The organism is Halochromatium glycolicum, assembly GCF_016584085.1.
GTDB classification, from domain to species: domain Bacteria; phylum Pseudomonadota; class Gammaproteobacteria; order Chromatiales; family Chromatiaceae; genus Lamprobacter; species Lamprobacter glycolicus.
Genome location: NZ_NRSJ01000075.1, coordinates 1 through 21,090, shown reverse-complemented (window position 1 = coordinate 21,090; position 21,090 = coordinate 1). Strand labels below are relative to the sequence as shown.

Below are 21,090 nucleotides of genomic sequence, written 5' to 3'. Positions count from 1 at the left end.
TGGTGAGCTGCTGGATATAGATGTCCTCAGAGGCCTCCATGTAGGGCTCCGGCACCAAGCCGAAGAGGTAGTCGCCGTTGCGGCGGATCTTGTAGGTCGCCTTATAGGCCTCTGCGGAGCCCTCGCCCGGCCCTTGCCAGTCGACCGCCTCGAGGTTGTCGGTGAGGTCGGTCTTCTCGCCGCGGAAGAGGACGAAGAAGCCCTTCGGCGGGCCCATATCCATGGTGTGGGTATTCTCCATCGGGTGGCCGAAGATCAGGGCGAGATCGATCTCGGCGGGCGTCTCCAGCAGCATCTCTGGGGTGTAGAGCAGCTGGAAGTGTGCATGGGCAGCGCCGCTGAAGGTCAGGGCAGCGGTCAGGGCGGCGGCGGCGCGGGGCAGGGCGGTGCGGTTCATCGGCTTGGGGCTCATCGGGATATGTCTTCTAGCTTCTAGCCTGGGGGGATGAAAGTGCAAAGAGTACAAAAAAGCGGCTAGAGATACAAATGAGTTGTATTTGTGTTAGCTTTAGGCGCCCTGTCAAAATGCCCGGCTAGACTGCATAACCTGCTGATTTAGTAGGCCGTAGAGGGCTTTCTGTTAGGGGGTCTTAGAGCTGGCCCGGTCGCGATGTGAGTCCACACCGCTCAAGCAGGCGCGCTCGTCCCGGTCTCGACCAAGAGCTGCAAAGCCCGCACGTCGACGCCGCCCACCAGGATGCGCCCGGCGGTCACGTCCCAGAAGCGGGGGATGAGCCGGGCCACGGTGCTTTTGCCGGCCCCGGACGGACCCACCAGGGCGGTGACGCTGCCCGGCGGCACACTGAAGCTGACGTCGCGCAAGGCGTAGGCGTCGGCCTCAGCGTAGCGGAAGCCAACCCCGTCGAATCGCACGCTCGCGTCGGCCGGAACTTGCCCCTGGCCCGGCGCCGGCAAGCTCGGAGCCGGTATGGCCATGACCTGCTGGATGCGGGCGACGCTCAGGTTCACCTTGCTCAGCTTCACCTTATCCACCATGTGGTTGAGCATGATCATCGGCATCATGGACTCGGCCATCCCGGTGCCGATCAGCAACACTGCCAGCCAGTGGTCGAAGGCAAGGCTGTCGCGCCAGATGAGCCAGGCGCCCAGCCACAGCAGCACCGCCAGGGTCGGGAGCGGGCTCAGCGCCGCCATGGAGAAGCGCGCCGCGAAGCCGGCCTCTCGATACCAGCGGGTCACCATGGCCAGATAGTCGTCCAATGCGCGCTGGTAACGGCCGAAGCTGGCCTGTCCACTGTCGAAGGTGCGTACCACCGGCATGGCCTGGACGAACTCGATGATTATGGCGATCGCCCCCGAGCACCAGCTCATGCCGCTGCGGTCTGCCGCGCAGGAAGATCACCATCGGGACGACGCGGTCGGTCTTCAGCAGGTCGCTGAGGTCTAGACAGTAATGCGCTAGTCGGTGGAGGAAGAACCGCTGCGGGTCGCTCTCCTCCTCGACGACGAACAGCAGGACCTCGCGGCGCCTGTCGGGCCACTCGGCCAGCAAAGGCACATCCAGCTCGCGAAACCGGTCGCCGAGGCGTTCCTTGCAAAGTAGAAATGTCCGGTCTGATTTGGGCGCGCACCCGCGTCTGGCGGCAGGGCATCGCAGCGACGGCTGCCGTGATCTCGCTGGATTCTTTTTCCTACCGGCTGTTAGCCGCGCTGCTGGTCATGTCGGGCGTTTGTGCATACACTCGGGCGCATGGATATCGACTTCGAGTGGGACGAGACCAAGCGCCAGGCGAATTGGCGCAAACACGGTGTCGACTTCGCGGATGCCGTTGAAGTCTTCTACGACGATCTGTCCTGCTCGATGCCGGACCCTGACCATCACGCGGAGCAGCGCTTCCTGATCACCGGTACGGACGCCTTCGGCCGCGTGCTGCTGGTGGTCTACGCGCAGCCCGACCACCAGACCATCCGCCTCATCTCCGCGCGCCCGGCAACACCTGCCGAGCGGCGGCACTACGAGCAAGGCTGAATCCATGCGCGACGAGTACGACTTCACCGACAGCCAGCGCGGCGCCATCGTCAAGAGCAACAAAGAGCGAATCACGATCCGGCTTGATCCGGACATCATCGAGTGGTTCCGGGGCCGCGTGCGCGGCGGCGGCAACTACCAGACCCTCATCAACGAGGCCCTGCGCGAGCACATCGAGCGCCAGAGCGGCGCCGACCTCGAGACGACGCTGCGGCGTGTGCTGCGCGAGGAGCTGACTGCCGCCAATCCCTGACGCCAAGGCGTCAGTCCAAGGCGCGAGCCCGGCGCTCAGCCGACGGCCGGGTTCGCCTCGCGGAAGCGCTCAGCCGCCGATCGACGCTGGCCACGTCGGGCCGGCGCCTTTTGGCTGCGCTCCACCGCCTGAATCTGCTGCTGCCCCTGCGCGGTGACGAAGAGCGGCGCCGAGGCAGGCAGGTGGTCCGTCCAGGCCGGATCGAGCGCACTCATCGCGAGGTGGCGGCACCGCTCGCTCGGCGGCAGGAAGCGCTCGCGCACCGCGATCGCCTGTGGTACGTCGACACACAGCCAGTGCACCCGGCCGTCGTCGATGCGCTGGAATTGGGTCTCTAGACCACAGCCGAGCTCCACCACGGTGCCGCCCGGGTGCGCGGCCATCCATTCCCGCACGACCTCGTCGTGTTGTCGAACGGCTGCGGGTCACGGAGCGGCTTGCGTCAGGAGCTGGCCGCCGCAGATGGAGCGTCGAGCTGCAGGTGTCATAGGGGCGGCCGCGGCGTCGGATCGGGCCTGTATCGCGTCGCGCCGCTAGGACCTTGCGGTCAGCGCAGGCTGGATGGTAGCCGGCCGTGGACCTTGCGGAAGGCGGTAGCGAAGTGGCTGGGGTTGGCGTAGCCGACGGCCAGGGCGGCCTGCAGGACGCTCTGGCCCTCATGCTCGATCAGCGCGCGCGCGTGATGCATTCGCTGATCACGCAGGTAGGCGGCGATGGTGGTTTCGGTCACGCGCCGGAAGGCCGCCTTAAGGGAGCACTCGTTGAGGCCCACCCGCCGCGCCAGAGAGGCGATCGTATGGTCGGCTTCGAGCTCCGCGTGCAGTATGTCGATGACTTCATCGACGGCTACCCGATGCCGGCGCGGCAGCGGCGGACCTTGCGACGCCGAGGGAAAATCGAGCAGCGCGGCGGCCAGGTCGAGAGCCGCGGACTCCATGCGAAGACGGGCCACTATTGAGTCCGGACGCAGTCTGAGCAATGCCTGGGCAGCGGCCAAGCCGTGCTGGTGCCGTTGACCGGTCAGGCGAGTGAACAAGCCGCACCCACCGGGAGGCCGTTTATCGCCCCCGGGCTGGGCGTCCAGCCAGCTTGGGGGCAGGTCCACAGAGACAGCGACCTGCGATTGTTGCGCCGGCATCTCGTAGAGGACTTCACTTTCACTACCGACGCGGCGGCCGTCGCGAACCCAGACACAACTGTTCCCAAAGGTCTCGGAGCGAGAACGGGTCGTGTACCGCACGGCGCCGGACAGCATCACGAAGAAGCCAACGGAATCAGTACCGTACTTCATGGGTTCGCGGAAAGGCGCGTTCAGGGGATGGCGACTTCCGCGACAGTCATTTCTTGACCGGCGTGCCAGGTCGAGTGCTGCGCTTGACGCTCGGCAATCGATCCAATACTGAGCTGATTGCGCTTGTGGAGACTCATTGGGGCGCAATTGTGGAATCCTGTGGCCAGCGCGACTGCTACCTCGAGTTATCGAGAGAAGGGATGCGAATCCGGGCTTCTCAAGCAGACGCGGCCGCCCTGGTCTCGACCAAGATCAGCTGCGCCTGATCGGGGCGCAGATAAAGCCGCAGGCCATCGGCGCTGGTGATGACGATCGGCGCCGGGATCGGCTCGCCGACGACCTCATCCGGGCACACCGTCTGCAAGCTGAGGCGATCACCCTCGCGGATGCCGAGCGACGCGATCTGCGCCTGCGCCGCCTCACCGCCGAGGATGGCGATGACCCGGAAGGGATGATCCTTGCGCGCATTGGCAAACTGCATCGGCCGTCCGTCGAGCTCACCCCAGAGCTTGGCGGCGACGCTCTCGGTGAACGACAAGCGGCGGCCGCCGTCGAGCTGCGCCTTGTAGCGCATCGGTGGGATCTTGCGCAGCAGGGTGATGCGGTCGTTCTCGACGAAGCCGAGCGTGCGCAGCGCTTCCTCCAGCCCGGTGCCCGCGGTCAGCCCTTCGATATGGCCTTGCTCGCCCGGTCGCATCTCGATGATCGGCGTCTTGTGGTCATCATCGTGATGCACGATGACCTTGGCCGCCATGCCGCTGGTGAGCGTGGCCTCGCCGCGCGGCCCACGCACCCGCACCGGCTGCAGCTGGATCTCCTCATCCTGACGGTAGAGCACGCAGCCGGGATAGAGTCCGAGCCGGTGCAGCCGCTCGGCCAACAGGCCATTGAGCACCGGCCCGAGCCGCAATGCCTGGCCCACCGGCGCCTGATCAAGTGATGTCTGCATCATCTGCCTCCGCGCGGGGTGGGGCGGTCGCGTCGCCGGCGGACAGGGGTGCCAGCGCCGCTGCCGCCGAGGCCAGCGGCGTGCTGGACCATTCCTTGCGGCCATCGAGTGCCGCGTAGCTGAGGATGCCGATGGTGCTGCCGTTGTGGAGGCTGGCCGCGACGACCGGCGGCAGCACCCCCGCCACGGCCAAGGCCATGGTCGCGGAGTTGATTCCGATCGAGGCCTGGGCGCAGCGCCTCAGCACCCTCTGAGTATGGCGCGCGATGGCCATGGCCGCGACCAGCCCTTGCAGGTCCTCGCGCAACAACAGCACCTGGGCCGCCTCGCGCGCAAGGTCGGCCGCCTGCGGCATGCCGATCCCCACATCGGCGCTGATCAACGCCGGCGCATCGTTGACGCCGTCGCCGAGGAAGGCCACCCGCTGGCCCTGCTCGCGCAGTGCCTGTACGGTCTTGGCCTTCTCCTCGGGCTTCAGCTCCCAGCACACCTCATCGATGCCGGGTAGGGCGCGGGCCAAGGCGCGCCCGGCATCGCGATGGTCGCCGGTCAGTACCACCGTGCGCTGAATGCCGAGCGTCTTGAGTGCAGCCAGGGCCTGCTCGGCCTCCGGGCGAATGCGGTCGATGAGCGCGATCAGCCCGACGAGCTGGCCTCCGCGGGCGACATAGAGCAGCGACTTGCCCTGGGCGTGAAGGGCGTCGGCGTGCCCGTCGGCTGAGGTGCAGTCAATGCCTTCGTCCTCCTCGAGGAAATGGCGGCTGCCGACCAGGACCCGCTGATCATCGACATAGGCCGAGACGCCATGGGCGACGACGAAATCGACCTGACTGATCGCCGGCAAGGCGAGCTCGCGCGCTGCCGCTTCGGCGACCACGGCGCGTGCCACCGGATGCTCGTAGTGCTCCTCGGCTCCAGCGGCGAGCGCGAGCAAGCCTGGCTCGTCGAGCCCGTGGAAGGGGATCAGGTCGGCGACCTGCATCGCGCCGGTGGTCAGGGTACCGGTCTTGTCGAACACCAGGGTATCGACCTGATCCAGGTTCTCGAGCGCTTGGGCGCCCTTGAACAACACCCCGGCGCGGCTGGCAGCGAAGATGTTGGCGCGCACGGCGACCGGATTCGAGAGCTTGATGGCACAGGAATAGTCGACCGTCAGCACTGACGCGGCGCGGCTCAGATCGCGAGTGAGGGCGAAGACCCCGAGGCCGGTCAGGAAGGTCAATGGCACCAGCCGATCGGCCAACTGCGTGCTGCGCACCTCCCCCTTGGAGTGGGTGCGCAGCGCGGTCTCGAGGAAGCGGTTGACGCGCGCCATCGAGGTCTCGGCGCCGATCTGCTCGACCCGGATGCGTAGATGCCCCTCATGGATCACCGAGCCGGATAGCACCGGGCTGCCCGGCGCGACCGGCACCGGCAGCGACTCGCCGGTGAGACTGGCCTGATTGACTGCGGCCTCGCCGCTGTGCACGCACCCATCGATCGGGATCAGCTCACCCGGGCCGCAGATCAGGATGTCCCCTGGGGCGACCTCGGCGAGCGCCGCCTTGGTCTCGACGCCAGCGCGCTCGATCCACACCGTCTCGGTCTGCGGTGTCAGCAAGCGCTTGAGCAGATCGGTCGAGTGCTGCTCGGAGGTTGCCTCGACGTACTCACCGAGATCGAGCAGGGCGCCGATCGCGTTGGCGGTGAAGTAGTCGCCGCGCAGCAACGAGAGCAGCTTGGCGGAGGCATCGAGCACCTCGATCCTGAGGCCGTCACTGACCAATGTATCGAGGCCTTTGCCCAGGGTCGGCAGGGCCAACGCCCAGCTCACCAAGCGCCGCGCCGGCAGCGGCAGCAGCGGTGTCGCGATGGCGAGCATGGCGCTCACGACCACCCGAAACGGGTCCGGCGCCTGCTCGCGAACCGCGTCCGGGCGGTAGGCATCAGCCGGGAGATCGGCCAGCAGCTCGAGCAGGCGCCGGCGCGTCCCCGCGCTGCCGTCGAAACGGATGATCAAGCTGTGCGCCTGGGGGTTGATGCGCGCCGCGTCGACTCCCGGCAGCGCCTCGAGCAATGCCTGCAGATACGCCAGATCGAGACAGGGATGCGCCAGCGCGCGACCGCGCAGACGCAGCCGGCCCGGCTGCTCGTGGACGACGCGAAAGATCGGCCTAGCGACCGGTCGACAGAGCTCGGGTCTCATCGTCCGAGTGTCCCTGGTGGAAGCAGAATGACCGAAGTAACAATAGCGATCTCCGTTCGTGTGACGCAGCCAGGCGCCAGCTCGCTGGCATTAAGCCGCAATATTGCAAATGCGAACGATTCATAATAATATCATTTCATGGCTTTTGCTGACCAGCGGCCGTATTCGAGAACCGGTACCGCCAGGTCAGCCGACGATCCCATCATCTGCTCTGTGGAGGCGTACCCGATGGCTTGGCGCTACCGACTCATCAACGGCTCGCTGCTCTTGGATGGTGCTCAACATGGCTGCTGAGGACGCTGGCGCGCGCCGTCGAATCGATTATTGGTTGGAGCAGGCGCAGATTACGCGGGCACTCATGCGTCAGTGCGCCATGCCGATACGTCCTGACCCCGGCATCCGGCGCGAGCCGACCCCGCAAGGGCGGTTCATGTTCGAGCATTACATCGGCGGCCGCTGGTGTCCGCCGGTGGCAGGTCGCTATCTCAGACCGCGGTCTGCGACCGAGCACGGGCTCGGCGGCAGCGTGGCGCGCGCCGCGGCCGAGGACATCGCCGCTGCCTGCACCGCAGCCCAGCAGGCGGGTAGCGATTGGGCGCGGTGCGGACGGGCGGTGCGCCGCGCCGAGCTGGGGCAGGTCCCGGCGCGTATTACCGCAGAGGCCGACGCGCTGGCCATGGCCGAGCGCTGGAATCAAGGAGACTCCGCGCTCGACTTTGAGCTGCGATGCGCCGAGCGCCAAGCAGCGCTGCTGCGGGACATCGTCCGTATCCTGCCTTCGCCGCCAGTCGGGCGGCAGCAGCTAGAATCTCCGCCGCCGGTGTCTGCGGCCAAACTGGCCTGCGCAGCCGATACGGCGCCCGTGGAGCTATTCCAGGCGCTGCTGCCGCTGCTCTACGAAGGGCGCACCCTGGTTGTCCTACTGCTCTATCGCAACACAGGGCACTTACCTGTGCGACTCCTGCAGCTGCTCGGCATCGTCGCTGCCAGCCTGCCACCCGGTGTGCTGAATGTGCTCTCCGGCCTGGGCGCTGAGGCCGGTGTCGCGCTCATGTGGCAGCACTTCAGCACCCGAGCACGCAACACAGCAGCGTCGCAGGCGGCGCACTGAGGTCCGCCACACAGCAGCCGCTAGCAATGAGATGCCTAACAGGCGCTGTCAACGCCGTCCGTCTCCACGAGCGCTAAGCGAGTGCTAGGCGCCTCCGCATCGCCGCCGATATCCGCGCCTATCCTGACGTTTACAGCGTGCTGACCAATCCGCTGCGGATCGCCCAGGGTCAGATCGCTGGGGAGGTCTTCAACCGTTGGAGCGACGATCCATGGATGTGCGAGCCTGTTCTCGTGGCGGCTTGGCGGGGGTAGGTTTAAGGCTCATGGTGTCTTGGCAGTAGCCCAGACGACGGCCTTTTGCATCGGTGCGCTTCAGGTCGAAGCTGAAGCGATGTGTGCTGGGGTGATAATCGTCGGGCGCGACGACCGCGAGCGCGGTCAGGAAATCAGCGAAACGGTTCCATTGGAAGGGGATACCCTTGCGATTCGCCTTGTGCTGCAGGGCGTGATAGCGGTCGTAGAGGTTGCGCGTCCAATCGCGCCCGAACAGGGTGTTCGGGATCACGTGGCGTCTGGGCTGCTCGTCTTCGATGAAGAATCCAGAGCTGTGCACGATGCGCGAGTGCATCAGATCCTCATGGCCCACATAGGCGTGATGGCCGCCGTTGATCGGCGCCTGGCTTGTGCTGAGGTGTTTCCCGACCTCATTGCGAAGCCGTATTAGACTTGCCGCAATGGCCGGATCGAACTGCTCTCCAGCGTGTCGGGAGACCTCGTCAATGGCGGCGGTGAAGGTCATCGCCTTGCGATAGGGCCGATTGGAGGTCATGGCGTCGAAGCTGTCGGCGACGGCGATGATCCTGGATTCCAGCGGTATCGCCTCGCCGGCGAGCTGCTCTGGGTAGCCATCGCCGTCGAAGCGCTCATGGTGGTGCAGGACGATAGTGGCGATGTCCTGGAAGCTCGGCAGGCGGCTCAGGATGTTGCAGCCGATGCGGGGGTGGCGCTGGATCTCGAGCATGTCCTCGCAGTTGAGCCGGCCGGCCTGGTTGAGCACACGATCGCAGATCGCGATCTTGCCGATATCGTGCAGGAGTGCGGCGACATGGATGCGTTCGCAGATCGGTGCTGGCAGCTCAAGCTCCTGGGCCAGCATCTCGGCGTAGAGCGCAACCCGGTACGAGTGCTCGTAGGTGTAGGGGTCGCGAGCATCCAGCGTGGCGAGGACGACATCGATGAGTCCCTGGAGTGCGATCGAATCTGACATGCGTGGCTCTTCGTCGATTCGTTCCAAGCGCATCTTGAGCGGTCTTCTCGAGACAGGGTGAGAGGTTCTGGCACGCTATCTCGCTTAGGCCAATGGGGTTGTGTAGAGGTCATTGAGCTTACAGGAATACGCACCAAATGCAAATCGTTCGCATTACTTTACCGGTTGCGCCTCTCCTGATCGATGCCCCTAGGTGCTCGTTAATCTCTCAACATCACGCCAAGACAACACCAGGGCGTCTGATCGCTGCTGGGTGCTGTCGCCCCCGTACACCAAGAATGCCCTCTGGTCATCGCTTGCGAACCTGTCCACGGGGCGTTCGGCGAAACGCTTCAGGTTGCGGAAAAAGTCGCTGGCGATAGTGGCGCCCGATTTGATCTCGACGCCGTCGAGCCGAAGTCCGTTTTCGATCAGCAGATCGAGCTCGATCCCTCGGCTCTCGCGATAGTGAAACAGACTGGGCCGTTGGCCGCTGTGCACGATCCCCTTGTAAACCTCGGCGACCACCCAGCTCTCGAAGATGGCCCCGCGTAATGGGTGTGATTGCAACTGCTCGGGCTCACGCATGCCCAGCAGGTAACACAGCAGACCGCTGTCGAAGAGGTGGAGCTTGGGCGCTTTGACGAGCTGCTTGCGGACAGTGGCATGCCATGCGGGTAGGCGATGCAGGACAAAGCTGGTCTCCAGCACCGACAACCAGGCCCGCGCGGTGTTATGCGAGACGCCCGCATCGGCGCCAAGCGCGCTGAGGTTGATTTCTTGTCCACTGCGCCCGGCACAGAGGCGCACGAACGTCATGAAGCGCTGCAGGTCGCCAACATTGATGATCTGGCGCACATCCCGCTGAATGTAAGTCGCAAGATAGTCACCGAGCCATTGATGGGCGGGAATGGCGCGATCATAGATGCGCGGATAGCTGCCTTGCCAGAGCAGTGTCCAGAGGTCGTCTGGCGCGTTCGGGAACGCACGCAGCTCGGACAAGCTGGGTGGCAGGAGCGTCAGCAGCCCACAGCGGCCGGCGAGCGATTGGGCAATGGCCTCGCTGAGACCAAGATGTTGCGACCCGGTCAGAACGAAACGGCCGACCTCAGGTNTGTCCAGGGTCTCGAGCGAGACATAGGGGTGGTCAGGGAAGACGGCGCGACACAGCGTGGTCTTGCCGGACTGACGCGGGCCGGTGACCGCGACCACCGGATAGTAGGTCGCAAGTTGGCGCAGATGGGGGGCGAGGGTGCGAGGAATCATGCGCTGAGTTTAGGTCAAAGTGCATGGATTGTAAGCTCAACTTACAAATGGTGAAGCAGCCGGATACCAGCGCGGCGTATGGACCCGCCGCCCGCCTTCGGTCGCATCGATGAGGCGGGTCTGCGACGAGCCGATGATCACCACCGTGCGCATATCGACCTGCGCGGGATCGACCTCGGTCAGAGCACTTCCGGTGTAGAGTGTATCGTCGGGGTACTGAACCGGGTCGATCTGACGGTGCGCAATCTGTTCGATATCGAGTGCCGGGATTTTCTCGATACCTACAAGGGTTATGCGCTGAGCCCGGGACGTGATATCCGAGTCAGCTTGAGCGTGCCTTTTGGGGGGTGATGCTTGATGCTGAAATGAGGGGAAATCTCAAAGGCGTGATGACAGGCTGATGCCCGCGCATCTGCGCGCATGGCGATTTGGCGGCCATCACAGAGCATCGCTCAGCCCCAATGCAAGCAACGCCGCAAGCGCGAACAGCAATGGCAGGATCGCCGCGCTGACCCAGAGCCCGCCGCGCAGCATCGCGCGCTGCGGCACCTGGCCGCTGCCAAAGATGATCGCATTGGGCGGCGTTGCGACGGGCAGCAGGAAGGCGCAAGAGGTTCCCAGCGCGATGAGCATGGCCATCGCGATGCTGTCGATCTGCGGCGCCAGACCGATGAACAGCGGGATCAGCAAGGCCGCGCTGGCGGTATTGCTGGCCACCTCGGTCAGCGCCATCGCGAACAGCACCACCAGCATCAGACTGAGCACCACTGGCATCGACCCGAAAGGCCCCGCGAGCAAGCTTGCCAGCCAGGCCCCGGCACCGCTGGCCTCCAATACCAAGCTCAGCGTCAGCCCGCCGCCGAACAGCAAGAGCACGCCCCAGTCCGTGCGTTCGGCAATCGCGCGCCAGGGCGCGAGGCCGAAGGCATGCAGGGCGATCAGCGCAACCAGCGCTACCGCCGCATCATAGCCTGTACTGATCTGCAGCCAATCGGCGATCAGGCTGCCGAACACCCAGGCGAGCACGGTGCTCGCGAACACCAGCAGCATGAGCCACTGTGCTCGGCCCCAGCGCAGTGGCTCGCCGACCGGCTCGACCTGGCCGGTGAGTTGCGGCCGCAGGCTCAGGCGCAAGGCGAGTTCCATCAGCGGCAGCATCAGGATCACCAGCGGTACGCCGATCATCAGCCAGGCGGCGAAACCGAGGCCGGTATTGGCGGCTGCGATCGCGTTCGGCGGGCTCCCCACCAGCGTGCCGATGCCGCCGATGTTGGCCGCGAAGGCGATCCCGAGCAGCACATAGATGCGCGTGTTGCGCGCGGTTTTGGTCTCGGGCTCGGTCTTGGGGGCGGCGGGCAAGGTCGCGAGCAGGCCGAGCGCCAACGGCAGCATCATCGCCGCGGTCGCGGTGTTGCTGATCCACATCGATAACAGCGCCGTGAGCCAGAACAGCGCCCGCGCCGCGCGGCCGAGCCCGGGGCCAGCGCGGTGCACGACCCAGGTCGCGAGCCAGCGGTCCAGGCCTTGCTCGCGCAAGCCGGTGGCAAGTGCGAAGCCACCGAGGAACAGGAAGATCACCGGATTGGCAAAGGCCGCCAGGGCCTGATCCAGCGGCATGATCCCGCTCGTGGTTGCGAGCAAGGGCACCAGCAGCGCGGTGACGCTCAGATGCAGGGCCTCGCTGAGCCAGAGCCAGGCGATCGCGGTTAGGATCGCGAGCCCGCTCGCGACCTCACCGAGCAGCGGGCCGGCGCCGACTTCAAGGCCGAGGTAGAGCGCGAGGCCGATGATGAGGTTCAGTGGACGCATCATGAACAAGGTCCAGCCTGTGTCGGCGGGGGGCTATAGCGGTGATTACAGGGACGCCTAGAGGTAAGCTGATCGGCGGCGCGTTGAGCTGGGCGAGTAGTCGTACGTTTTTGGGTTTTGTAATATCCCGCTCCTTGTGCGCTGCACGATGCTGGACCAGAGATCATCATGAGGCAAGGCAGACAACAAGCCGTCGGATGCGGTCTGGGTCGGCGTGAGTTTCTAAGCTGGGCTGCACTGCTGTCCTTGACTGGCGTGTCGAGCGCGCTGCCGCTGCATGCAACCGCGGCGGATACAGCGGATCTGGGGACTGCGGATCTGGGGACTGCGCCGCGACCACCGGCGACTCAATCGCCAGCGCGAGTCGTCGCGCTTGGTCCGGGTGCGTTGCGACTGCTGGTCTATCTGAACGCGACCGACGGACTCTGCGCGATCGAGGCGATGGAGCAGCGCGGCCCGAGTGGTCGACCCTATACCTTCATGCTCGGTGAGCTGAGCGACGCGCTGCCGGTGATCGGCCCGGGTGGGGTGGGGCGCCTTCCAGACCTGGAGCGGCTGCTAATGGCCAAACCCGACTTGGCGGTCGCGGTCACGCTCGACGAGCAACAGGTGCGGATGCTCGAGCAGCGCGCCGGTATCCCGGTGCTGCTGCTCAGCTACGGCGACGTCGGCGAGCTGCAGCTGCCGGTGTTTGCCGAATCCCTGCGGCGCTTGGCGGCGCCGCTCGGGCGCCAAGCGCGTGCCGAGGCGCTGCTCGCCGCGATCGATGCCTCGCTCGCCGAGCTGGCGACGCGGGTGGCGGATGTCGAGCCCGTGCCGGCCTACATCGGCGGCATTAGTCTCAAGGGTCAGCAGGGGCTCGCCAGCACCCAGGCCGGCCATCTGCCGCTGCGCTGGGCAGGCGCCGACAACCTGGCCGACCGGATCAGCGAGTCGGGTCATCGCTTTATCGATCTGGAGCAGCTGCTGGCCTGGAACCCGCCTGTCCTGTTCATCGACGGCGGCGGTCTGCCGGCGGTGCTGAAGGAGGTTGCGATCAATCCGGGGCTGTTCGCGGCGCTGGATGCGGTGCAGCAGGGCCAGGTCTTCGCGACCTTGCCGTTCAACTCGTATAACACCAACGTTGAGCACGCCTTGATCAACGCCTGGTTCATCGCCTCAAGGCTCTATCCGGAGCAGTTCCCTGCGTTTGATCCCGTCGCGAAGGCAAATACGATCTACCGAGATTTCTATGGCGAGCCGCTGTATGCGCGTCTGCGTGCGAACGGGCAGGGGAGCCAGCCCGGATTCGCGCGGGTGGATCTGATCACCGGCGAGGTCGACCCGGTACCGATCGATGGTGGCTGATGTCCGGCCTGTCGTTCAGGGCCACAGCGGTCGTGTGCTTGGGTCGGGAGATGGCCTGATGCGCTCGAGCGCCAAGCAGTCCGATGCTGCAGCCGATTCAGAGCCGCCATCGCCGCGCAAGGCCTACCAGCGTTTGCTCCGTCAGCGGCTGCTGCTTGGGTTGGCCATGCTCGCTGCGCTGGCTTTGCTGCTGCTCATCGCGCTCGGCAGCGGCTCCTATCAGCTTGGCCCGAGTGCGGTCGCAGCCGCGCTGGTGGCCGGCCCATCGCCAGCGGATCAGGAGCAGCGGGTTGCCGCGCAGGTGATTTGGAGTTTGCGCCTGCCACGGGTGACCGCGGCGCTGCTGGCCGGCGCCTCGTTGGGCCTGGCCGGGGCCGTACTGCAAGGGCTGCTGCGCAACCCGTTGGCCTCGCCCTTCACGCTGGGCATCTCGCAAGGGGCCGCGCTTGGCGCGACCTGCGCCATCGTCCTGTTCGACGCCGGTGCACTCCATGCGGTGGGCACCGAAGCCATGACCCTGCAGGCGCCGATGAGCGTGGTTGGCTTGGCGCTGACCGGTGGCCTCGGCGCGGCGGCGCTGATCCTGCTGATCGGAACGCTGCGCGGCCTGACCCCTGAGGCGGTGGTCTTGGCCGGCATCGCGCTCGGCGCCTTTGCCAGCGCGGCGACCATGATCGTTCAATACTTCGCCTCCGACACCCAGGCCGCGGCGACCCTGTTCTGGACCTTCGGCGATCTAGGACGCGCAGGCTGGTCCGAGGTGGCTTGGCTCGCGGCGGCGCTGGTCGCGATTGGGGGCTGGCCGCTGCGGGCAGCCTGGCGCTATAACGCACTCGCCTGGGGCGATGATCTCGCGCGTGGACTCGGGGTCTCGGTCGCCCGACAGCGGTTGCTCGGCACCGCCGCGGCCGCCGCGCTGGCGGCGATCACCACCGCCTTCCTCGGTGTGATCGGCTTCATCGGCCTGATCGCGCCGCACCTGATCCGCCTGCTGATCGGCGGTGATCAGCGCTTTCTGCTGCCGTTCTCGGCACTCGCCGGGGCGCTGGTCCTGCTCGCTGCCGATACCTTGACGCGGCTGCTGATCGCGCCGGTGATGCTGCCGGTCGGGGCGGTCACCGCGCTGCTCGGTGCGCCGCTGTTGCTGGTGCTGCTGCTGCGCCAACGGCGCTGACCAGGATGCTCGAGATCGATCGACTCTCGTTTTCCTATGCGCGGGGCGCTTCGAGTAAGGCGGGTCGCCATGGCGCTCGTGGTCCTGCCTGTGACCGCTCTGCCGACAGCGCTGTCGGCAACGGCCGTCCGCTGCTGCTGGAGGAGCTGAGTCTATCGGTCGCCTCTGCTGAGCTGCTCGCGGTACTGGGGCCGAATGGCGTCGGCAAATCAACCCTGCTGAAGCTCATCGCGGGGCTCTTGCCGTGCGAGCAAGGCAGGATTTGCGTCGATGCCACTGATGTGAGCGCGCTGAGCCGGCGCGAGCGGGCGCGGCGCATCGCCTATCTGCCACAGCTCACCGAGATTGCACCGGTGACGGTGTTCGAGGCGGTGCTGCTCGGCCGTCTACCGCATCTCGGGCTGCAGCCAAGCGAACGCGATCTGGCGATGGTCGATACCATGATCTGTGAGCTTGGGCTCGCGTCGCTGAGCAGCCGACGGGTCAATCTGCTGAGCGGTGGCGAACTGCAGAAGGTGATGATCGCGCGCGCGCTGGTACAGGAGCCGCGCCTGCTGCTGCTCGATGAGCCGGTGAATCATCTCGATCTGCGCAACCAGATCGCCGTGCTGCGCAGCATCCAGGGGCTGACGCGCGCGCATGCGCTCATCACCTTGGTCGTCCTGCATGACTTGAATCTCGCGCTGCGCTTTGCCGACCGCTTTCTATTGCTGGGTTCGCGCGCAGCCGTCACGACCGGTCGCATGGAGGCGCTCGCCTCGGAGGCTGTCGGTGCGGCCTATGGGATCGAGGTGATCCGAGGCGAGGTTGGCGGGCTGCCGGTGATGGTGCCGGTGATATCCGCCGCTCGAGAGCAGGTCGCCTGGTGAAGCGCCCAGGGCGAGAGATCCGGTTCGGTTTGAGCCTGCCGTTCGGGTGCATGCGGTGCGCGAGATTCCGCCGCCGCGCTGGTCGCGGCAGCGGGAAGCGCGATGCGGAAGACGAAGTCCTCAGGCCCTCATCGCGCTCCTGATGCCTCGGCACTCGCCGTCATCACCGCTCGATACTGCTCAGGCTCGAGGAGGGTGCGAAATCGATTCAGCCCCTCGATGCGGATGTCGGCGGTTTCGCGCTTGAGCCGCATCAGCTCGTCGAGCTGCTCGGCGACCGCAGCGCTATCCTGGCCCTGGTCGAGCACCGCACGCCGAATCGAGCGCTCCAGTGACCAGGCCGCCTGCACGCGTTGCTGCAACTGCGGCGGATAGACCTCCATGATCTCGCGCCGCAGGCGCTCCATCTGCTCAGGACTCACGCCGAAGCGCTGCGGATCGCGGCGGATCAACCGCATCGGGTGGGGCAGCGTCACCAGCTCGCTGACCATGAAGCCCGGGCGCTTGGACGCCGGCCCCGGACTGGCCGTGGGCTCGGCCTGAGTCGTGCCGAGGGTCAGGAGCAGCGGGAGTGCGAGTAGGGGTGTTGGACGAAGACGCATGATGCGAGATGTCTCCAGTTGGGATGTTGCAGGGAAGGATCGACGGCGCTGCTCAATACCGGTAGCGCACACCGAGATAACCGAAGGGGCCGGGATCGGAGCCGATGCCGGTGTCGACCGCTTCGTCGAGCAGATTGTCGATGCCGGCGTAGAGCTCGAGCCCAGCGATGCCTGCGGGCTGATAGCTGGCCTTGAGGTTGACCAGGGTGTAACCGGCGGCGGTCTCGATGCCCTCGGTGCTGGTGTAGTGCTGCTCGCCGGTGTAGGTGGTGATGAGCTGCAGCAGCCAGTCGGGGGTCGGATCGAAGTCGAGAGCCAGGTTGGCGAGTGTCTCTGGGGTCTGCAGCAGCGGCTCATCGCTGTCTTCGTTGTCGATCGAGAAGCGGGTGGCCGAGGCGCGTGCGCGCAGGTTCCCGGTGAGCTGCAGCGAGCCCTCGGCCTCGACACCCTGGATGTGCACCGCGCTGAGGTTGCGGAAGCTGTTGTAGCTCTGCAGACCCGCGCCCTCGCGCACCCGTTCGATGCGATCCTCGACTCGGGTATCGAAGAGGGTGAACTGGTAACCCCAGCGCGCGCTGTCGCCGGCGAGGCCGACTTCGATCGTCTCGCTTGTCTCTGGATCGAGATCAGACGCGCGGGTCTTACCGAATTCCGGTGCGATGACCTTGGCGCCGAGCATCGGGATCCCGCGTGGGTTGACCTGGTCGACATAGAGGTCGCGATCCTGCGGGGCCTTGAAGCCCTGCGCATAGTTGGCGCGGATGCGCGCAAGCGGGGCCAGGCGATAGATCCCGCCCGCCTGCAGCGAGAGGTTCGAGCCGCCGACCGAGTCATCATCGTAGCGGCCACCGTAGACTAGGTTCAGTCGTGGCAAGACCTGCCACTGATGTTGCAGGAAAGCCGAGCTGAACTGGCGGTTATCGGCGTCGAAGGCGGTTGAGTCGACCGCGTTGTCGCGGTGCTCGAGCCCGGCGGTGAAGGTCTGCCCGTCGGTGGGCCGCCAGACCGCGAGTAGGTCGTTGACCCACTGCGTCATGGTGGTCTTGTTGAGCGAGCTGGCCGAGTCGGCGCGGGTCGCATAGCCGAGGTCGGCGTAGGGGATGGCGAAGATCGCGCGATCCTTGTCGTAGTGGCCATAGTGCAGCTGATAGCTGAATTCGAGCTGTTCGATCGGTGACCAATCCAGGGTGGCCGCCACATCGATGCGGTGGTTGTCGTTCTCCTGGCGCGCGGGCATGTTTGCGACCATGACCGGCTTGCCCTGCTGCTCGAAGTTGCTCCGATAGCGCGTGCTGATGAACGCGTTCTCGCGCGTCTCCTGCACGTAGTTGACGTCCAGACCGAGCGCGATCGCGTCGTTGAACTGCCAATCCAGCTTGCCGCCGAGGGTGTCGACATGGGCCCGGTCGCGATAGTCGACATCGGCCGGGTAACGATCCGGCAATGCGCGCCGGATTTGTCCGTTCGGATGCTGGGACGGCGGGGTCAGCGCGCCGGCCCGCGGGACCCCGATGAGGGCGGTCTCTTGCTCGGTGTAGGGCTGGCGCTGGAGATGGTTGGCATAGAGGCTGTAGCCAAAGGTCTGATCGCCCCCGCGCAGACTGCCGGCAACCATGGTCCGGTCTGCCTCTCCATGATCGTTGGCGCCGTACTGAACATCCAGATCGACCTCGAAGCCCTCGGCCGGCTGCTTGGTGATGATGTTGACTACGCCGCCAAGGGCGTCCGAGCCATAGAGCACGCTAGCCGGACCCCGGATGATCTCAATGCGCTCGATCATCGCCGCCGACAGGCGTTCGAGCTCGAAGCTGTTGCTGAACTCGCCGGTGAGGCGCCGGCCATCGAGGAGATAGAGGGTGTCGGATTGGCCAAGCCCGCGGATCTGCAGGGTGCGACCGTTCGGGCTGACATGGAGGTTGGGTGCGAGATCGAGGAGACCGCGCAGGGTGGTGGCCTGGGCGGCCTCGACCTCGGCCGCGTCGATCAGCTGGATCGGCGCCGGCGCCGTGGTGATGTCCTCTCGGGTGCGGGTGGCGGTGGTGACATAGACCGGCGGCAGCTCGATCTCGGCACTGACGTCGGATTGAAGCTCGAGGGCGCCCTCGGCGTTTGGATCATCGGCGCGCGCGGCGCTGAGGCAGGTGCTCGCCATGACGAGCAGGGTGAGCAGCGGCGTCCAGCAATGATGCTGGCGAGGCTGTGGGGATGCAGGCATGGTCTCAAGCTCCTCAGTCGGTCAAGTACAGCAGTGACGAGTGGATAGAGCCCGTCTTGGCTGCCGATGCACTGAGGGCACACGGTGGCTGGACGACTTCAAGAAAAGGGCGCGACTCGCCCGAGGTGGAAGGCGAGCCGCGCATTGCCGCGCGAGCGTTTAAGCGCTAGCTCGGCGCCGGCGGCAACGGGGGGTCGGGGCTCGACGCGGACCGGGGCGGCCTGAACGCGAGCAAGCGCGATGAATTGGCGAGGATGCCGAGGGTATGCAGGATATGGATCATCCCGCCCATCGCTGGACTGAGCCGCCCCAAGGCGCCAAGGACGATGCCGACCAGATCGGTGCCCACCGCCAGGGCATAGTTCTGATCGGCCCTGTGCAGGGTTGCGCGGCTGAGCGCGTGCAGGGTGACCAGCTTCTCGATGTCGCTGTCGGCCAGCGCGATGTCGGCGACCTCGATGGCCACCTCGGAGCCACCGGCGCCCATGGCGATGCCGACATCGGCCTCGGACAGGGCCAGCGCGTCGTTGACGCCGTCGCCGATCATGACGATGCCGCCGCTCGCCCGGGTGCGACCGCTGGCGCGGCCGGTCCCCTCTGTGTCGTACTCGCCGCGCAGCCGTCGCACTAGCTCGGCCTTGTCCTCGGGCAGCAGCTCGGCGTAACAGGCGTCGAGCCCTAGCTCGCGGCTCAGTCCTTCGGCGACGCTGCGCTCATCGCCGGAGATCAGCAGGATGCGCTCGACGCCATCGGCGCGCAGCCGGGCGATGGCCTCGGCAGCGCCTGGCCGCAGCCGGTGGCGAATGCCGAGCAGGCCCTGTAGATCGCCATCGAGGGCGACGTAGACCCGCGTCAATCCTTGCGCGCGCAAGCGCTCGGCGGCCTCGGCGAAGGAGCCTGGGTCGATCCCTTGCTCGGCGAGCAGTCGCGCGTTGCCCAGCAGCACCTGCGAGCCATCGACCTCCGCCCGCACCCCGTGGCCGAGGAGATGCTCGCTCTCGCTATGCGGTTGCAGGCTGACGCCGAGCGCCTGGGCATGGCTGACGATGGCGTGCGCGAGCGCATGCGGGTTGTGCCATTCAGCCGAGCCGGCCCAGTGCATCAAGGCCCGCTCATCCTCGGCGACGACCTCGGCGACTTCCGGCTCCTCGGTGGTCAGGGTGCCGGTCTTGTCGAAGCACCAGATCCGGGCCTGCCCGACCTGCTCCAAGGCGGTGCCGCCCTTGATCAGGATCTGCCGCCGAGCGGCGCTGTGGATCGCCGCGCTGACCGCGGTCGAGGCGGCAAGGACGGTCGAGCAGGGGCAGGACATCACCAACATCACGGTGAAGGCCCGGCTCAGACTGCGGGTGAGGATGAAGGTGCCCAGGGTCAGCAGGCTGCCCAGGGTCAGCAGGCGCGCCGCCAGGAGGTCGGCGCGCCGCTGCAGGGGGGCCTTCTGATCCAGTGCCGCATCGACCAGCGCCGCGATACGGGCCAGATAGGTCTGCTCGCCAACCGACTCGGCGCGCATCTGCAGCAGGCCCTGCTCGAGATAGCTGCCGGCATAGACGCGATCGCCTAGCCTCTTGAAGACCGGCTCGGCGCGACCGGTGATGACCGCCTCGCTGACCTCGGCCTGGCCGTCCTCGATGTCGCCATCGACCGGGATCTTCTCGCCGCTGCGAATCACCACCAGCGCCCCTGCGGTCAGCTCGGCGACCGGGACCCGCCGCTCGCTGCCATCGACCAGCACCCAGGCATCCTTGATCGAGAGCGCCAGCATGTCGCGGATCGCGCGCCGCGAGCGCTCGGCGACGAAGCGCTCCAGCAGCCGCCCGCCGCTGAGCACATAGATGATCTCGAAGGCGGTGGCGGCCTCGCCGACGCCGATCGCGAGCAGCAGCGAGAAGGCCAGGAACTGATGGAGGGTGAAGCGCTTCTCGACGCTGGTCTCGTGCCAGGCGTCGCGCAACAGGGGCAGGGCGGCGACCAGCGCGATCACCCCGGTGGGGCTCAGCGCGCCGCTGGCAACGGGGCGCTTGAGCAGGTAGTCGCGCACCAGGAGGAAGCCGAGATAGCCGGTCAGGACGGCGAAGCCGAGCAATCGCCAGAACCAGGGGTGGCGGATGCCGGCCGTGCGCTGGTGGCTGCTTGCGGTTTGACGGCAGGCGCGACAGGCGACGTTGTCTGCGTCCATGCCGGCCCCAGCGGGGCCCAGCACCCCTTGCTGCTGCCAACGGCGCCAGCTCGGGCTCGCATGCAGGATCGGCTCACCGAGGAGAGGATGCAGCCTTGCCTCGATCTCGTGGCGCAGCGGCTGATCGCGCTGCCAGTCGACGATCAGCGCGCCGCAGACGAGATTGATCCTGATCCGCACGACGCCCTCGACCTGCATGAGCGCGGCGCTGAGCGCATCGGCGAGGGGCCGGTTATGGCGAAGTGTTCTGATGCTCAGGCGCAGACGACCGGGGATGCTGTGTCGGACGCGAATCATCGATACCCAATCTCAATTACGAAATACGAATGATTTCGAATTTAGATTTGAGGTGCATTGACAAGTCGCAACGTATGTTGATGTGGGCGTCCGCGACTAGGAACTAGCGCCGGAGACCGAGGGTGACCATACAATTCTGACTCGATGATGGACCCTGGTACGACCCGGTTCAGCTCGCAGCAGGGTCGTAGGTCAAGCCATCCGTGGCTCAGTGAGGAGGATGCTTACTCGAACGCAGTGACATTGATCCAGAGCACGGCATCCTGCGACAGCTCCTTGCCCTTGTGCTCCTTGTCCGGTCCGGAGCCGAGGCAGGCGAAGCCCCAGATGCCGGGGCGCGGGATACCGAAGGTGAACACGCCGTT

Annotated in this window: 19 protein-coding genes and 1 pseudogene; 7 read left to right on the top strand and 13 right to left on the bottom strand. The window is 66.1% G+C overall.

Annotated features, from left to right (window positions below):
• The 3 genes and pseudogenes from CKO40_RS22795 to CKO40_RS24730 form a co-directional block, all read right to left on the bottom strand.
• The coding region (locus CKO40_RS22795) for a DUF4198 domain-containing protein (RefSeq protein WP_242477278.1) at positions 1-412 on the bottom strand (412 nt) is incomplete at its 3' end.
• Positions 413-627: 215 nt separating this feature from the next.
• Positions 628-1,281, bottom strand: a complete 654-nt coding sequence (locus CKO40_RS22790) for an ATP-binding cassette domain-containing protein (protein WP_242477277.1) — start codon at positions 1,279-1,281, stop codon at positions 628-630.
• Positions 1,282-1,309: 28 nt separating this feature from the next.
• Positions 1,310-1,555: pseudogene (locus CKO40_RS24730) on the bottom strand (hypothetical protein); the annotation flags it as partial.
• Between the two features lie 156 nt (positions 1,556-1,711).
• Here CKO40_RS24730 and CKO40_RS22780 point away from each other — a divergent pair.
• Positions 1,712-1,990, top strand: coding sequence for a BrnT family toxin (locus tag CKO40_RS22780; protein WP_200348748.1), 279 nt, complete (start codon positions 1,712-1,714; stop codon positions 1,988-1,990).
• A gap of 4 nt (positions 1,991-1,994) precedes the next feature.
• Complete coding sequence (locus tag CKO40_RS22775; protein WP_200348747.1) at positions 1,995-2,243, top strand: BrnA antitoxin family protein; 249 nt, start codon at positions 1,995-1,997, stop codon at positions 2,241-2,243.
• A 35-nt stretch (positions 2,244-2,278) separates the two neighbouring features.
• Here the strand turns inward: CKO40_RS22775 and CKO40_RS22770 are convergent, their stop codons facing one another.
• The 4 genes from CKO40_RS22770 to CKO40_RS22755 all read right to left on the bottom strand — a co-directional run bounded on the left by CKO40_RS22770 (position 2,279) and on the right by CKO40_RS22755 (position 6,668).
• Positions 2,279-2,626, bottom strand: coding sequence for a class I SAM-dependent methyltransferase (locus CKO40_RS22770; RefSeq protein WP_200348746.1), 348 nt, complete (start codon positions 2,624-2,626; stop codon positions 2,279-2,281).
• A 164-nt stretch (positions 2,627-2,790) separates the two neighbouring features.
• On the bottom strand, positions 2,791-3,534 hold the full coding sequence (locus CKO40_RS22765; protein ID WP_200348745.1) for a helix-turn-helix transcriptional regulator: 744 nt from the start codon (positions 3,532-3,534) through the stop codon (positions 2,791-2,793).
• Positions 3,535-3,751: 217 nt separating this feature from the next.
• Positions 3,752-4,483: a FeoA family protein gene (locus CKO40_RS22760; RefSeq protein ID WP_200348744.1), complete on the bottom strand. Its 732-nt coding sequence runs from the start codon at positions 4,481-4,483 to the stop codon at positions 3,752-3,754.
• The gene (locus tag CKO40_RS22755) at positions 4,467-6,668 is read right to left on the bottom strand and encodes a heavy metal translocating P-type ATPase (protein WP_200348743.1); all 2,202 of its coding nucleotides are present in this window, start codon (positions 6,666-6,668) and stop codon (positions 4,467-4,469) included. Before CKO40_RS22755 ends, CKO40_RS22760 begins: the two co-directional genes overlap by 17 nt.
• 283 nt (positions 6,669-6,951) lie before the next feature.
• Here CKO40_RS22755 and CKO40_RS22750 point away from each other — a divergent pair, with 283 nt between their 5' ends.
• A complete protein-coding gene (locus CKO40_RS22750; protein ID WP_200348742.1) occupies positions 6,952-7,779 on the top strand; it encodes an aldehyde dehydrogenase family protein in 828 nt (275 codons plus the stop codon).
• A gap of 189 nt (positions 7,780-7,968) precedes the next feature.
• Here CKO40_RS22750 and CKO40_RS22745 read toward each other — a convergent pair whose 3' ends face one another.
• Together CKO40_RS22745 and CKO40_RS24725 are read right to left on the bottom strand one after the other, a co-directional pair.
• Positions 7,969-8,988 (bottom strand): HD-GYP domain-containing protein, encoded by a 1,020-nt coding sequence (locus CKO40_RS22745; protein WP_200348741.1) that lies wholly within the window; start codon positions 8,986-8,988, stop codon positions 7,969-7,971.
• A 189-nt stretch (positions 8,989-9,177) separates the two neighbouring features.
• A complete protein-coding gene (locus tag CKO40_RS24725; RefSeq protein WP_338074252.1) occupies positions 9,178-9,825 on the bottom strand; it encodes an ATP-binding protein in 648 nt (215 codons plus the stop codon).
• A 486-nt stretch (positions 9,826-10,311) separates the two neighbouring features.
• Between CKO40_RS24725 and CKO40_RS22735 the strand changes: the two genes are divergently transcribed.
• Positions 10,312-10,584 (top strand): hypothetical protein, encoded by a 273-nt coding sequence (locus CKO40_RS22735; protein ID WP_200348753.1) that lies wholly within the window; start codon positions 10,312-10,314, stop codon positions 10,582-10,584.
• A gap of 87 nt (positions 10,585-10,671) precedes the next feature.
• On the opposite strand, the gene CKO40_RS22730 is transcribed toward CKO40_RS22735, so the two are convergent.
• Positions 10,672-12,045: an SLC13 family permease gene (locus CKO40_RS22730; protein ID WP_207173817.1), complete on the bottom strand. Its 1,374-nt coding sequence runs from the start codon at positions 12,043-12,045 to the stop codon at positions 10,672-10,674.
• A gap of 384 nt (positions 12,046-12,429) precedes the next feature.
• Here CKO40_RS22730 and CKO40_RS22725 point away from each other — a divergent pair, with 384 nt between their 5' ends.
• The 3 genes from CKO40_RS22725 to CKO40_RS22715 are packed head-to-tail and all read left to right on the top strand — an operon-like array spanning position 12,430 to position 15,432.
• Complete coding sequence (locus CKO40_RS22725) at positions 12,430-13,389, top strand: ABC transporter substrate-binding protein (RefSeq protein WP_200348738.1); 960 nt, start codon at positions 12,430-12,432, stop codon at positions 13,387-13,389.
• A 58-nt stretch (positions 13,390-13,447) separates the two neighbouring features.
• Positions 13,448-14,563 carry a FecCD family ABC transporter permease gene (locus CKO40_RS22720; protein ID WP_200348737.1) on the top strand — a complete coding sequence of 372 codons (1,116 nt, stop codon included), beginning with the start codon at positions 13,448-13,450 and terminating at the stop codon, positions 14,561-14,563.
• A gap of 5 nt (positions 14,564-14,568) precedes the next feature.
• Positions 14,569-15,432, top strand: a complete 864-nt coding sequence (locus tag CKO40_RS22715; RefSeq protein ID WP_200348736.1) for an ABC transporter ATP-binding protein — start codon at positions 14,569-14,571, stop codon at positions 15,430-15,432.
• A 128-nt stretch (positions 15,433-15,560) separates the two neighbouring features.
• Here CKO40_RS22715 and CKO40_RS22710 read toward each other — a convergent pair whose 3' ends face one another.
• From CKO40_RS22710 to CKO40_RS22700, 3 genes are all read right to left on the bottom strand, one after another.
• A complete protein-coding gene (locus CKO40_RS22710) occupies positions 15,561-16,034 on the bottom strand; it encodes a hypothetical protein (RefSeq protein WP_200348735.1) in 474 nt (157 codons plus the stop codon).
• Positions 16,035-16,086: 52 nt separating this feature from the next.
• Positions 16,087-18,249, bottom strand: coding sequence for a TonB-dependent receptor plug domain-containing protein (locus tag CKO40_RS22705; RefSeq protein WP_242477276.1), 2,163 nt, complete (start codon positions 18,247-18,249; stop codon positions 16,087-16,089).
• Between the two features lie 166 nt (positions 18,250-18,415).
• Positions 18,416-20,725 carry a heavy metal translocating P-type ATPase gene (locus tag CKO40_RS22700; RefSeq protein ID WP_200348734.1) on the bottom strand — a complete coding sequence of 770 codons (2,310 nt, stop codon included), beginning with the start codon at positions 20,723-20,725 and terminating at the stop codon, positions 18,416-18,418.
• Between the last annotated feature and the right edge of the window lie 365 nt (positions 20,726-21,090).